Source organism: Actinokineospora enzanensis DSM 44649 (assembly GCF_000374445.1).
GTDB lineage: Bacteria > Actinomycetota > Actinomycetes > Mycobacteriales > Pseudonocardiaceae > Actinokineospora > Actinokineospora enzanensis.
Genome location: NZ_KB894408.1, coordinates 104819 through 118336, shown reverse-complemented (window position 1 = coordinate 118336; position 13518 = coordinate 104819). Strand labels below are relative to the sequence as shown.

Annotated in this window: 13 protein-coding genes; 11 read left to right on the top strand and 2 right to left on the bottom strand. The window is 71.7% G+C overall.

The features are described 5' to 3' along the window. Window positions 1-93 precede the first annotated feature (93 nt). Window positions 94-3468, top strand: a complete 3375-nt coding sequence (locus tag C503_RS0110120) for a pyruvate carboxylase (protein WP_018682087.1) — start codon at window positions 94-96, stop codon at window positions 3466-3468. Between the two features lie 387 nt (window positions 3469-3855). Here the strand turns inward: C503_RS0110120 and C503_RS0110115 are convergent, their stop codons facing one another. Next, on the bottom strand, window positions 3856-5958 hold the full coding sequence (locus C503_RS0110115; protein ID WP_018682086.1) for a HelD family protein: 2103 nt from the start codon (window positions 5956-5958) through the stop codon (window positions 3856-3858). A 255-nt stretch (window positions 5959-6213) separates the two neighbouring features. On the opposite strand from C503_RS0110115, the gene rsmD reads away from it, so the two are divergent. Both rsmD and coaD read left to right on the top strand, forming a co-directional pair. After that, entirely contained in the window at window positions 6214-6780 is a 567-nt protein-coding gene (gene rsmD / locus C503_RS0110110; protein ID WP_026316141.1) for a 16S rRNA (guanine(966)-N(2))-methyltransferase RsmD, read from the top strand. A gap of 52 nt (window positions 6781-6832) precedes the next feature. After that, the gene (gene coaD / locus C503_RS0110105) at window positions 6833-7327 is read left to right on the top strand and encodes a pantetheine-phosphate adenylyltransferase (protein WP_018682084.1); all 495 of its coding nucleotides are present in this window, start codon (window positions 6833-6835) and stop codon (window positions 7325-7327) included. A 16-nt stretch (window positions 7328-7343) separates the two neighbouring features. On the opposite strand, the gene C503_RS0110100 is transcribed toward coaD, so the two are convergent. After that, window positions 7344-7784: a GNAT family N-acetyltransferase gene (locus tag C503_RS0110100; RefSeq protein ID WP_018682083.1), complete on the bottom strand. Its 441-nt coding sequence runs from the start codon at window positions 7782-7784 to the stop codon at window positions 7344-7346. A 72-nt stretch (window positions 7785-7856) separates the two neighbouring features. On the opposite strand from C503_RS0110100, the gene C503_RS0110095 reads away from it, so the two are divergent. The 8 genes from C503_RS0110095 (at window position 7857) to C503_RS0110060 (ending at window position 13484) form a co-directional block, all read left to right on the top strand. Next, window positions 7857-8294 (top strand): guanyl-specific ribonuclease, encoded by a 438-nt coding sequence (locus C503_RS0110095; RefSeq protein ID WP_018682082.1) that lies wholly within the window; start codon window positions 7857-7859, stop codon window positions 8292-8294. A 164-nt stretch (window positions 8295-8458) separates the two neighbouring features. After that, window positions 8459-9187: a DivIVA domain-containing protein gene (locus tag C503_RS0110090; RefSeq protein WP_018682081.1), complete on the top strand. Its 729-nt coding sequence runs from the start codon at window positions 8459-8461 to the stop codon at window positions 9185-9187. A gap of 139 nt (window positions 9188-9326) precedes the next feature. Next, on the top strand, window positions 9327-9905 hold the full coding sequence (locus C503_RS0110085) for a YceD family protein (RefSeq protein ID WP_018682080.1): 579 nt from the start codon (window positions 9327-9329) through the stop codon (window positions 9903-9905). Between the two features lie 53 nt (window positions 9906-9958). Beyond that, complete coding sequence (rpmF, locus tag C503_RS0110080) at window positions 9959-10141, top strand: 50S ribosomal protein L32 (RefSeq protein ID WP_018682079.1); 183 nt, start codon at window positions 9959-9961, stop codon at window positions 10139-10141. A gap of 24 nt (window positions 10142-10165) precedes the next feature. Further along, the gene (gene rnc / locus C503_RS0110075) at window positions 10166-10906 is read left to right on the top strand and encodes a ribonuclease III (protein ID WP_026316140.1); all 741 of its coding nucleotides are present in this window, start codon (window positions 10166-10168) and stop codon (window positions 10904-10906) included. Next, complete coding sequence (gene mutM / locus C503_RS0110070; protein WP_018682077.1) at window positions 10899-11762, top strand: bifunctional DNA-formamidopyrimidine glycosylase/DNA-(apurinic or apyrimidinic site) lyase; 864 nt, start codon at window positions 10899-10901, stop codon at window positions 11760-11762. The genes rnc and mutM overlap by 8 nt, the downstream gene beginning before the upstream one ends. A gap of 172 nt (window positions 11763-11934) precedes the next feature. Further along, window positions 11935-12264, top strand: a complete 330-nt coding sequence (locus C503_RS0110065; RefSeq protein WP_018682076.1) for a PadR family transcriptional regulator — start codon at window positions 11935-11937, stop codon at window positions 12262-12264. Further along, complete coding sequence (locus C503_RS0110060) at window positions 12261-13484, top strand: DUF1700 domain-containing protein (RefSeq protein ID WP_018682075.1); 1224 nt, start codon at window positions 12261-12263, stop codon at window positions 13482-13484. Before C503_RS0110065 ends, C503_RS0110060 begins: the two co-directional genes overlap by 4 nt. The last annotated feature ends 34 nt before the right edge of the window (window positions 13485-13518 follow it).

The following is a 13518-nucleotide window of genomic DNA, read 5'->3' as shown; positions in this document are numbered from 1 at the left end:
AGGCCCGTCACGTGGGACGAAGCTCCCGACGGATGGGACATCCACGATAATCTCCGTCGTCCGACTCTTTCCCGGAGCAGGAGGTAACCGCGCATGTTCCGCAAGGTGCTCGTCGCCAACCGAGGCGAGATCGCCATCCGGGCGTTCCGCGCCGGATACGAACTCGGCGCAGGCACGGTCGCCGTCTTCCCGTACGAGGACCGCAACTCCCCGCACCGGATGAAGGCCGACGAGGCGTACGAGATCGGCGAGCCCGGCCACCCGGTGCGCGCCTACCTGTCCGTCGAGGAGATCGTCAAGGCCGCGCGGAAGGCGGGCGCCGACGCCGTCTACCCCGGCTACGGCTTCCTGTCCGAGAACCCCGAGCTGGCCAAGGCGTGCGCCGAGGCGGGCATCACCTTCGTCGGCCCGGACACCGACATCCTGGAGCTGACCGGCAACAAGTCCCGCGCCATCGCCGCCGCCCGCGAGGCCGGGCTGCCGGTGCTGCGCTCCACCGCCCCCGGCACCGACGTGGACGCGCTTCTGGTGGCCGCCGAGGAGATCGGCTTCCCGATCTTCGTCAAGGCCGTGGCAGGCGGCGGCGGGCGCGGCATGCGCCGGGTCGAGGACCCGGCCGCGCTGCGCGAGTCGGTCGAGGCGGCCATGCGCGAGGCCGAGTCCGCGTTCGGCGACGCCACCGTGTTCCTGGAGCAGGCCGTGCTCGACCCGCGGCACATCGAGGTGCAGATCCTCGCCGACGGCGTCGGCAACGTGATCCACCTCTACGAGCGCGACTGCTCGTTGCAGCGCCGCCACCAGAAGGTCATCGAGATCGCGCCCGCGCCCAACCTGGACCCGGACCTGCGCGACCGCATCTGCGCCGACGCCGTGGCCTTCGCCAGGCACATCGGCTACAAGAACGCGGGCACCGTCGAGTTCCTGCTGGACACCCGCGGCAACCACGTCTTCATCGAGATGAACCCGCGCATCCAGGTCGAGCACACGGTCACCGAGGAGGTCACCGACGTCGACCTGGTGCAGTCCCAGCTGCGCATCGCCGCGGGCGAGACGCTGACCGACCTCGGCCTCACCCAGGACGACATCTACCTGCGCGGCGCCGCGCTGCAGTGCCGCATCACCACCGAGGACCCGGCCAAGGGCTTCCGCCCGGACACCGGCATGATCAGCGCCTACCGCTCCCCGGGCGGCAGCGGCATCCGGCTGGACGGCGGCACCGCTGCGGGCGCCGAGGTCAGCGCGCACTTCGACTCCATGCTGGTCAAGCTCACCTGCCGGGGCCGCGACTTCGCCTCAGCGGTGCGCAGGGCGCGGCGCGCGGTCGCCGAGTTCCGCATCCGCGGCGTGGCGTCCAACATCCCGTTCCTGCAGGCCGTGCTGGACGACCCGGACTTCGTCGCGGGCCGGGTCACCACCGCGTTCATCGAGCAGCGCCCGCACCTGCTGACCGCGCGCAGCTCCGCCGACCGCGGCACCCGGCTGCTGAGCTACCTGGCCGACGTCACGGTCAACCGTCCGCACGGCGAACGGCCCAAGGTGCTCGACGCGCGCGAGAAGCTGCCTGCCGTCGACCTGACGGTGGACGCGCCCGCGGGCACCAAGCAGAAGCTGGTCGAGCTGGGCCCGGAGGGCTTCGCCCGGTGGATGCGCGAGAACAAGCGGGTGGGCGTCACCGACACCACCTTCCGCGACGCGCACCAGTCGCTGCTCGCGACCCGGGTGCGCACCAAGGACCTGCTCGCGGTGGCGCCGCACGTCGCGCGGTCCACGCCGGAGCTGTTCTCCCTGGAGTGCTGGGGCGGCGCGACCTACGACGTGGCGCTGCGCTTCCTCGCCGAGGACCCGTGGGAGCGGCTGGCGGCGCTGCGCGAGGCCGTGCCGAACATCTGCCTCCAGATGCTGCTGCGCGGGCGCAACACGGTCGGCTACACGCCGTACCCCACGGAGGTGACCGACGCGTTCGTGCGCGAGGCCACCGACACCGGCATCGACATCTTCCGCATCTTCGACGCGCTCAACGACGTCGAGCAGATGCGCCCGGCGATCGAGGCCGTGCGCGAGACCGGCACCGCCGTCGCCGAGGTCGCCCTCTGCTACACCGCCGACCTGTCCGACCCGGCCGAGCAGCTCTACACCCTCGACTACTACCTGAAGCTGGCCGAGCAGATCGTCGGCGCGGGCGCGCACGTGCTGGCCGTCAAGGACATGGCGGGCCTGCTGCGCCCGCCCGCCGCCGCGCGGCTGATCACCGCGCTGCGCAAGGAGTTCGACCTGCCCGTGCACCTGCACACGCACGACACCGCAGGCGGGCAGCTGGCCACCTACCTGGCCGCCATCCAGTCCGGAGTGGACGCCGTGGACGGGGCGGTGGCGTCGATGTCCGGCACCACCTCGCAGCCGTCGCTGTCGGCGATCGTGGCCGCCACCGACCACAGCGACCGGGAGACCGGGCTGTCCCTGCAGGCGGTGTCGGACCTGGAGCCGTACTGGGAGATCGTGCGCAAGGTCTACGCGCCGTTCGAGGCGGGCCTGCCCGCCCCCACCGGCCGCGTCTACCACCACGAGATCCCCGGCGGCCAGCTGTCCAACCTGCGCACCCAGGCCGTCGCACTCGGCCTTGGCGACCGGTTCGAGGAGATCGAGACCACCTACGCCGCCGCCGACCGCATGCTCGGCCGCCTGGTCAAGGTGACGCCGTCGTCCAAGGTCGTCGGCGACCTGGCCCTGCACCTGGTCGGCGCGGGCGTCGACCCGAAGGAGTTCGAGACCGACCCGGGCCGCTTCGACATCCCGGACTCGGTCATCGGCTTCCTGCACGGCGAACTCGGCGACCCGGCGGGCGGCTGGCCGGAACCGTTCCGCACCAAGGCATTGAAGGGCCGCGCGGCCCCCAAGGGCGTGGCGGAACTGACCGAGGACGACCGCGCGGGCCTGGAATCCGACCGTCGCGGCACGCTCAACCGGCTGCTGTTCCCCGGGCCGACCCGCGAGTTCCTCGCCCACCGCGAGCAGTTCGGCGACACCAGCGTGCTGGCGAGCAAGGACTTCTTCTACGGGTTGCAGCAGGGTAAGGAGTACGCGGTCCACCTGGATCGCGGTGTGACGCTCCTGCTGGAGCTGGAGGCCATCGCGGAGGCCGACGAACGCGGCATGCGGACCGTCATGGCGACCCTGAACGGCCAGCTGCGGCCGATCCAGGTACGCGACCGCAAGGTCGCGGCAGACCTGCCTGCCGCCGAGAAGGCCGATCGCGCCAACGCCAACCACGTCGCCGCGCCGTTCGCGGGCGTGGTCACGTTGGCGGTGGCCGAGGGTGACGCGGTCGAGACTGGTGCCACGGTCGCCACGATCGAGGCGATGAAGATGGAGGCCGCCATCACCGCACCCAAGACGGGCACGGTGTCGCGGCTGGCGATCTCGTCGGTGCAGCAGGTGGAGGGTGGGGACCTGCTCGTCGTCCTCAGCTGATCCCGGTACCGAGCGGGGCCGCATCCCACCGGGGCCGCGGCCCCGCTCCTTTCGCGCCGAATCCTGTTCCACCGCCCCGAAACCACCCCGGGACACGCCCCCACCCACCCGGGGGCTTCCCGCCCTGTACGTGGAACCCTAGGCGATCTTGGCGGTTGTCAATATCGCTCGATCGGGACCTGTGGATGGTTTCCGGGGGTTGTGCACAACCTCGCCTGCACCACATGCCGGACCACGCTTACATCGCCGTCAACCCCACGCCCCGGCCTGTGGACGGTTTCGCGGCCTGTGGACAACCGCCAGGGGATCCCCCGAGATCCAATGCTACCGGGGCGAACCGAAAAGCCCGGCCCGCGTGGATCTTGCCTGTGGACAACTCGGCCGGGATCAGTTGTCCGGCCAGCCCGGTTCGGTCGTCAGGACGGTCAGCCGCTGGGTCGCGCGGGTCAGGGCCACATAAAGCGTGCGCGGCCCGGTCGTCGACTCGCTGATGAGTTCGTTCGGTTCGACCAGGACCACCGCGTCGTACTCCAAACCCTTCGACTCCAGGCCGTCCACCACGCGCAGGCGTTCGTCGGACAGGGCGGTGATCGCCGTGCGGGTGGGGTCGACGCGGCTGGTGGCGGTGATGACGCCGACCGTGCCGTCCACCTGGGTCAGCAGTTCCGATGCCGCCGCCAACGCCTCAGTCAGCAGTTCCGAGGCCGCGCACACCCGCACGGTCGGTTCGATGCCGGTGCTGCGCACGGCGTGTGGGAGCTGGTCGGCCTCGGCGATGTGCCGCACGACCTTGCCCGCCAGGTCGAAGATCTCCGCCGAGTTCCGGTAGTTGGTCCGCAGCCCGAACCGCCGCCGTTCGGTGCGTGGGCCGCCGAAGGCCGCGTCCTGGGCCTGGCGGGCCTCCGCCGGGTCCGGCCAGGAGCTCTGCACCGGGTCGCCGACCACGGTCCAGCTCGCGTACTTGCCGCGTCGGCCGACCATCCGCCACTGCATGGGGGAGAGGTCCTGGGCCTCGTCGACCACGATGTGCGAGTACTCGTCGTAGTGCTCGCGGTGGTTGCTCCGGACCGGGGCGGGCGCGAACGGGTCGTGCTCGGCGCGCCTGCGGCGCTTCGGGGGCCTGCCAAGCAGTACCCGCAGCTCGTCGAGCAGGGCCACGTCCGCCACCGTGGGGCCCGCGGCCGGGTCGGCCCACGAGTCGGCCACCATGTCGACCTCGGCGCGGGTCAGCACCCGGCCTGCCGCGCGGGACAGGCGTTTGCGGTCGGACAGCAGGTGCAGGACCTCGGCGGGGGCGAGCAGCTGCCACCACACCACCACGAACCGGTGGAAGTCGATGCGCTCGCCCAGCTCGTGCACCAGCTCGGCGCGCTTGACCGGGAAGTCCTCGTACGAGTCCGCCTTGCGCCACAGGGCTTCCAGCAGCGCCTCGGCCGCGTCGACCCGGGACTGGTTCGGCGGTCTGCGGCCGTTGTGGACGGCCGCGCGCACCCCGTCCAGGTCCCGCGCGTCCAGCTTGAGCACCTCGCCCCGGTAGACGATGCGCAGCTCGGTCGGCGCGTCCGCGGGTGCCTCGCGCAGCGCCCGCTTGAGCACCCGGCGCATCCGCAGCGAGCCCTTCACCGCGGCCACCGGGGCCGGATCGATCCGGGTGGCCCGGGTGCCGTCCAGCACGTCGCTGAGCGAGCGCAGCTCCACGGCGTCCTCGCCCATGGACGGCAGCACTCGGGAGATGTAGGAGGTGAACGCGGGGGAGGGGCCGACCACCAGCACCCCGGAGCCGCCCATCCGGCGCCGGTCCCGATAGAGCAGGTACGCCACCCGGTGCAGGGCGACCGCCGTCTTGCCGGTGCCCGGCCCGCCGGTGATCTCGGTGACCCCGCGCCACGGCGCCCGGATCGCCTCGTCCTGCTCCTTCTGGATGGTGGCCACGATGTCGCGCATGTTCTCGCCGCGCGCCCTGGTCAGGCTGGCCATCAGCGCGCCCTCGCCGACCACCGGCATGGTCTCCAGCCGGGCCTCGGGCATCAGCAGGTCGTCGTCGATGTCGACCACCGACTGGCCGGTGGAGCGGATCACCCGGCGCCGGATGACGTCCATCGGCATCTCGGCGGTGGCCTGGTAGAACGGCGCGGCCGCGGGCGCCCGCCAGTCGGTGACCAGGTTCTCGAAGTCGTTGTCGCGCACGCCGAGGCGGCCGACGTACATCGTCTCGCCCTCGGTGGTGTCCAGCCGACCGAACACCAGGCCCTCGTGCTCGGCGTCCAGGGAGCGCAGGATCTGGTTGGCGTGCCGCACCATCACGTCGCGCTCGAAGAGCATCGCGGCCTGCTCGAAGACGGCCTCGTTGCGCGCGCCGTGGGCGAGCTCATCGCCCCGCGTGCGCATCGCCTCGGCCTCGTCGCGCATCTCGGCCACGCGCGCGTAGACCATGTCGATGTGCTTCTGCTCGACCGCGATCTCGGCCTCTCTGACAGAGGTTTCCGACACGCAGCGCTCCCACGGTTTCGTTCCCGGACGGAAGAGCGAGATTACGCGCTTCGCGGCCGGCGTGAATCAGCCGCGTGGCGGATGTGCTCTGCCTCACCTCGATTTCCCTGCTCACGGCGGCCATCCGGCCCGCTGAGTGGTCTGATCCACTCAGGTTCCGACAGCGGCAGGGCACGCTGCGTGCGCCTGGGCCCCGTCCGGTCGCCGGCCCACCCGGTCCCCGCGTCGCCCGGTCGGGTCGGGCACCATGGCCCGGTGACCAGGATCGTGGCCGGGGCCGCCGGGGGCCGCAGGCTGGACGTGCCGCCGCGGGGCACCCGCCCGACCGCGGACCGGGTGCGCGAGGCCCTGTTCAGCGCCCTGGAGGCGGCGCTGGACCTGGACGGCGCCCGGGTGCTGGACCTGTACGCGGGCTCCGGCGCGCTCGGCCTGGAGGCGCTCTCCCGCGGCGCCGCGCTGGCCACGCTGGTGGAGAGCGACCGGGCCGCGGTGGCCGTGCTGCGCCGCAACGCGGACACGGTCGGACTGCCCGGGGTGGACATTCGGCAGGCGACAGTGGACCGGGTGCTGGCCACCGCCCCGGCCGCGCCGTACGACCTGGTCTTCGCCGACCCGCCGTACGCGCTGGCCGACGCGGACCTGACGCGCGTGCTCACCGCGCTCGCCGCGGGCTGGCTGGCGCCGGACGCGACCGTCGTGGTGGAGCGGTCCACCCGGACGGGTGACCCGGGCTGGCCCGCGGACCTGGTCGCCGACCGCAGCAAGCGCTACGGCGAGACCACCCTGCACTGGGCGGCGTACCGGCCCGACGCCGGTACGTGAGCGCCGCTACATCACCGGTGGCGGCCCCGGCCTGCTGCTACGGTCCGGGATCATGACGCGCGCGGTCTGCCCGGGTTCCTACGACCCGCCCACCAACGGTCACCTCGACATCATCGAGCGCGCCGCCGCCCTCTTCGACGAGGTCGTGGTCGCGGTGCTGGTCAACAAGAACAAGAAGGGCCTGTTCACCGTGGACGAGCGGCTCGCGCTGATCGCCGAGACCGTCGAGCACCTGCCGAACGTCCGGGTGGACTCCTGGCAGGGTCTGCTGGTGGACTACTGCGCCCGCTTCGACATCCAGGCCATCGTCAAGGGCCTGCGCGCGGTCAGCGACTTCGACTACGAGCTGCAGATGGCCCAGATGAACCAGGGCCTGACCGGCGTGGAGACCATGTTCATGCCGACCAAGCCGCTCAACAGCTTCCTGTCCAGCTCGCTGGTCAAGGAGGTCGCCACCTACGGCGGCGAGGTCTCCCACCTGCTCCCGCCCAACGTCCACAAGCGATTGCTGGCCCGCCTTGCGGAGAACCGCGCGGCCGAGGGCTGACCGGGGCCCGAAGGGGTTACAGCGGCAGCTTCATGCCGATGTGGCTGGCCACGAACCCGAACCGCCGGTAGAAGCGGTGCGCCTCCTCGCGTGAGGCGTCCGTGGTCAGCTGCACCATGATCGCGCCGCGCTCGCGGGCCGCGTCGATCGCCCACTCGATCAGCGCGTGCCCGAGCCCGTCGCCGCGCCGGTCGGCCCGCACCCGCACGCCCTCGATGGTCGCCCGCACCGCGCCCAGCCGGGACAGCCCCGGGGTGAAGGTCAGCTGCAGCGTGCCGACCACCTCGCCGTCCCGCTCGGCCACCACCAGCAGCTGCCGGTCGTCGGCCGCGATCTCCGCGAACGCCTCGGCGTAGCGCGGGTCGCCCGGGGACTCCCTGGTCGCGCCGAGCGGGTCGTCGGCCAGCATGGCCACGATCGCGGGCACGTCGTCGTCGGCGGCGGGGCGGATGAGCACGATCCACAGCCTGCCACAGCCGGTTCACGCGACCGACAGCCGATGCTCACCCGGTAGAGCTACGTTCGGTGAATGAGCAACTTCGCCGCGAAGGCCGCCAACGCCCTGCTCGCCGTCCTGCTCACCACCTTGGGCGTGCTCGGCCTCACCGCCACCGCCTCGGCCGCCACCCCCATCGAGTACGGCACCGCCGCCCCTACCCTGGCCCAGCCCGCGTGCGGGAACACCTCCTCCTACACCCGCGTCGCCCTCTCCAGCCTGCCGTCCCAGGCCAACGACACCTACCGGCTCATCCGGTCGGGTGGTCCGTTCCCGTACCCGCAGGACGGCACCGTGTTCCAGAACCGCGAACACCTGCTGCCCGCCTGCTCCACCGGCTATTACCACGAATACACCGTGGTCACCCCCGGCTCCGGCGACCGGGGCGCGCGCCGGATCATCACCGGCCGCGCGGGCGAGTACTTCTACACCGCCGACCACTACGCCAGCTTCCGCCTGATCACCGTCTGATCCCGCCCGGCTTGATCCCCCCGGCGGACGCTCCCCGCCGACCTCGCGCGGCGCCGGGACACGCCCGGCGCCGCGCGTCCCCCTCGACCGCTGCCTCGACGGGCAAAATCAGCATCTGGGTCCTGCCCAGGGGGATGGGCGAGTGCGGGTCGGTTGGAGGAGCCGTGTACAAGGTCTTCGAGGCCATCGACGAGCTGGTCACCATCGTGGAGGAGGCCCGCGGGCTGCCGATGACCTCCGGCTGCGTGGTGCCCCGCGGCGACGTGCTGGAACTGCTCGACGAGATCCGCGACGCGCTGCCCGCCGAGGTCGACGACGCCCAGGACGTGCTCGACCGCAAGGACGAGATCGTCGGCGGCGCCGAGCACCAGGCCGAGCAGACGCTGAGCAAGGCCAGGCTGGAGGCCGAGCAGGCCGTCGCCGAGGCCCGCGCCGAGGCCGATCGGCTGGTCGCCGAGGCCACCGCGCACGCCGACCGGCTCGTCGCGGACGCCCAGGACGAGGCCGACCGCACCGTGGCCGCGGGCCGCGCCGAGTACGAGAGCCTGGTCGGCCGCTCGCAGACCGAGGCCGACCGGATGATCCAGGCGGGCCGCGAGTCCTACGAGCGCGCGGTCGAGGAGGGCCGGTTCGAACGCGACCGGCTCGTCTCGCAGACCGAGGTCGTGCAGACCGCGCACCAGGAGTCGGCCAGGGTCGTGGACGCGGCCGCCGACGAGGCCAACCGCCAGCGCGCCGACTGCGACGCCTATGTGGACGGCAAGCTCGCCGAGTTCGAGGACCTGCTCACGCACACCCTGCGCACCGTCGGCAAGGGCCGGATCCACCTGCGCGGGCCGGTGCCCGCCGGCCCCGCGGGCTACGACGCCCCGCCGTTCGACTACGAGAGCTGACCGACCCCGCGAGCCGACCGACCCGGTATTCGATTTCGTCCCGGACCGGCCCATCGCGTACCCTGTTCAGGCTGTCCACGTAACCGACCGGGCGTGTCCCGGGCGGATCGTCCGAAGGTGTCCCGAGGCGAAGGGTCCGATGTCCGCCAACCGCAAGAGCCCCGCTCGTCTGGTGCTCACCAGCCCCTGGGTGATCGATACCCGCGAGCTGGGCAGGCGACCCGGGTCCAGCCGCCGCGTGCACCGCGTCGCCACCGCCGACCATGTGATCGGCCTGGAGGGCGTCATCGGGGTGCCCGCGGGCGCCGAGGTCGAGCTGGACGTGCTCCTGGAGTCCGTGGTGGAGGGCGTGCTGGTCACCGGCACGGCCGTCGGTCCGCTGGCGGGCGAGTGCTCGCGCTGCCTGGACCCGATCACCGACGAGGTCGAGGTCGGGCTGACCGAGCTGTTCGCCTACCCGGACAGTGCCACCGACCTGACCACCGACGAGGACGAGGTGAGCAGGCTGGTCGAGGACCACCTGGACCTCGAACCGGTGGTCCGGGACGCGGTCGTGCTCGCGTTGCCGCACGTGCCGCTGTGCGCGGAGGACTGCGCCGGGCTGTGCACGGAGTGCGGTGGCAAGTGGGCCGATCTCGGTCCGAATCACCGGCATGAGACCATTGACCCTCGGTGGGCCGCGCTGCAGGAGCGGTTCCAACAGGATCCGGGTCAGTAGCTGCGATACCAGTCCAGATCCTGCTCAAACAGCTCGTCAGAGGAGAGTCAGTCGTGGCCGTCCCCAAGCGGAAGATGTCGCGTTCGAACACCCGCTCGCGCCGTTCGCAGTGGAAGACCACTGCGGTGCACCTGGTGAACTGCTCGAACAAGGCCTGCCGCGCACTCAAGCCGCAGCACATCGCCTGCCCGACCTGTGGCCAGTACGACGGTCGCCAGGTCACCCAGCCCGCGTAACCCGGCCGGAAGCAGAACCACGGCATGGGGGGTAAGGCGTCCCGGGGTCCCACGGCGGATCCGGAAACGTTGCTCGACGCGCTCGGCGTCCGTCTGGACGCCGAGCTGCTCGTGCTCGCCCTGACGCACCGCTCGTACGCCTACGAGAACGGGGGCCTGCCGCCCAACGAGCGGCTGGAGTTCCTGGGCGACGTGGTGCTCGGGCTAGTGGTCACCGACCACCTCTACCGCACGCACCCGGACCTGGCCGAGGGCCAGCTGGCCAAGCTGCGCGCCAGCGTCGTCAACATGCACGCGCTGGCCAGCGTGGCCCGCGGTCTCGGCGACGGCGGTCTCGGCGCGCACCTGCTGCTTGGCAAGGGCGAGGAGCTCACCGGCGGCCGCGACAAGGCCAGCATCCTGGCCGACGGCATGGAGGCCGTCATCGGCGCGGTCTACCTCGAACACGGCATCGACACCGCGCGCGAGGTCGTGCACCGCCACTTCGACCCGCTGCTCACCGAGGCCCCCCGGCTGGGCGCGGGCCTGGACTGGAAGACCAGCCTCCAGGAGCTGACGGCGTCGGCAGGCCTGGGCGTGCCGGAGTACCGGGTCCGCGAGGAGGGCCCGGACCACCGCAAGGAGTTCACGGCCTACGTCGTGGTCAACGGCCAGAGCTACGGCAACGGCGACGGCCGCACCAAGAAGGAAGCCGAGCAGAAGGCCGCCGAGGCCGCCTGGCGCGAACTCTCGGCGAAGATCCAGTCCGACGACAGCGGTGCCTGAGCTCCCCGAGGTCGAGGTCGTCCGCCGGGGTCTGCGTGACCACGTGGCCGGTCGGACGATCATCTCGGTGGAGGTCCTGCACCCGCGCGCCACCCGCCGCCATGTGCTCGGCGACCTCGATTTCGCCGGTCGACTGGTCGGCCGGACCATGGCGGCGGCGCGCCGTCGGGGCAAGTACCTCTGGGTCGACCTGGACTCCGGCGAGGCGGTACTGGCACACCTGGGCATGAGCGGCCAGATGCTCGTCCAGCCCGCGGACGCCCCGGACGAGAAACACCTGCGCGTCCGGCTGCGCTTCACCTCGGGGCCGGAACTCCGCTTCGTGGACCAGCGCACCTTCGGCGGACTGTCGGTGGAGGAGATGACCTCGGTCGACGGGGTGCTGCTGCCGGTACCGGTCGCGCATATCGCCCGCGACCCGATGGACCCGGACTTCGACCTGTCGGCGGCGGTGTCGTCGTTACGCCGCAAGCACACGGAGATCAAGCGCGCCCTGCTGGACCAGACTCTGGTGTCCGGCATCGGCAACATCTACGCGGACGAGGCGTTGTGGCGGGCCCGGCTGCATTGGGCCCGCCCTGCGGACAAGCTGTCGGCCGCCAAGGCGGGGGAGCTGTTGTCCGCCGCCACGGATGTGATGAACGAGGCGTTGGGGGTCGGCGGGACCTCCTTCGATGCGTTGTATGTGAACGTCAACGGGCAGTCTGGGTACTTCGATCGCTCGTTGAACGCGTATGGGCAGGAGGGGCTGCCCTGCCGTCGGTGCGGTAGGCCGATTCGGCGGGAGCCGTTCATGAACCGGTCCTCGTTCTCCTGCCCCCGCTGCCAACCCCATCCGGCGGGCTTCACCGGCTGACTCGCCACAACGGGTACCCATCCGGTTCGACACCGCAGGACCGACCTGAGCCGGAGCGGCCGGTCTCCGCTCGCTCGCTGATACTCCTGGCCGAGGCCGTCCGCAGTGGAGTGCCTTGCGCGCTAGTGCGCTATGCGTAATAGTGTTCCTAGCGCGATAGCGGGGAGGGTGCATGGATACCAGCCAGCTGCTCAAGGGCGTGCTGGACCTGGCGGTGCTGGCGGTCCTCAAGGACGAGGACGGGTACGGCTACGACGTGCTGCGCAGGCTGCGGGGTGGGGGCATGGAGGAGGTGGGGGACGCCTCGGTCTATGGGACGTTGCGGAGGTTGTACCGGGCCGGGTTGCTCACCTCGTACGTCGTGCCCAGTGACGAGGGGCCGCATCGGAAGTACTACGGGATGAACGAGGCGGGCCGGGAGCGGTTGGTGGAGTCGGAGAAGGCGTGGCGGGAGTTCTCGACCGCCATGGACGGGATTCTGCGGAAAGGGGCGGCGGCGTGAACGGCACCGATACGCGCCCGGAGGTGGCGGATTATCTGCGGCGGGTGCGGGCCGCGTTGGCCGATCTGCCCGCGGACGAGCTGTCCGAGGTGATGGAGGACGTCGAGCCGCATGTGGCCGAGGTGCTCGACGAGGCGGGGTCGGCCGAGGAGCTGACCCGCAGGCTGGGCACGCCCGAGGAGTACGCGGCCGAGCTGCGGGCGGCGGGCGGGTATCCGGCGCCTGCCGTGCCACGGGCCGAGCCGACGCGGTGGGTGGCGGCGAGGTACGCGGTCTGGGGGTCCGCGTTGCTCGTCGTGACCGCGTTCATCAGCGGGGCCCTGGCGTTCGGCCATGAGAGCGCGCGGAAGTACGCGGTGCCGGTGATGGTGCTCGTCGCCGTGGCGCCCGCGTTGTGGATGCTGGTCGGGCGGGCGCTGAGCCGGGACGACATCGAGGCGGTGCGGGAGTTCCGCTGGCTGCGGGCGCGCGGGCAGGCGATCGTGGCGCTGCTGTCGCCCGCGGTGATCGTGTTCGTGCGGTCCCTGCGGCCGGGCTGGTGGCTGCTGCGGGTGGCGCTCGTGGTGCTGGCGTTCTTCAGCGGCCACTTCGAGGGCACGCTGGTCGTGGTGCTCGCGGCGGCGGTGGCGTCCTGGGCCGGGCCCCGGTCGAGCACCGACCGCCGGGTGCTGCCGATCGCGGTGGCGGCCAACACGTTCCTGGCGGGTGCGTTGATCGCGTTGCTCGCCGTCGGCCTGAACGCCATGCACTCCCGTCGGGACGACCGGCCGGTGTACATCCCGAGTGGACTGTCCTATGAGGGCCGCACACTGTCCAACCTGTACGCGGTGGACCCGGACGGCAAGCCGATCCCGGACTTCTACCTCTACGACGAGGCGGGCAGCCCGATCACCGTCGAGCAGCCGAGCTGCCACGACTACGACGACACCTCCAGGCCCGGCAATCGGTTCCCGCTGCCGGAGATCCAGTACCTCCGCGGCGCCTGCGTGGAGACGTCCGACAACCCGTTCGTGCCCCGGCCGCCGCGCGGCTCCGCGACCCCGACCGGCACGCCCGCCCCCTCCACCACCCCGGGGACCAGCACGCCGGAACCCGGCACCACGAGCCAGGCACCGAGCGCGACGTCGAGCGCGCCGCCGACGACCACGGCACCGACCACCACGCTGTCACCGACCACTACGCCGCCGGTCACTCAGCCGCCGGTCACGACAACCAGGTAACCAGGCTCACGTGACCGTCAAGACCGCGTAAGAA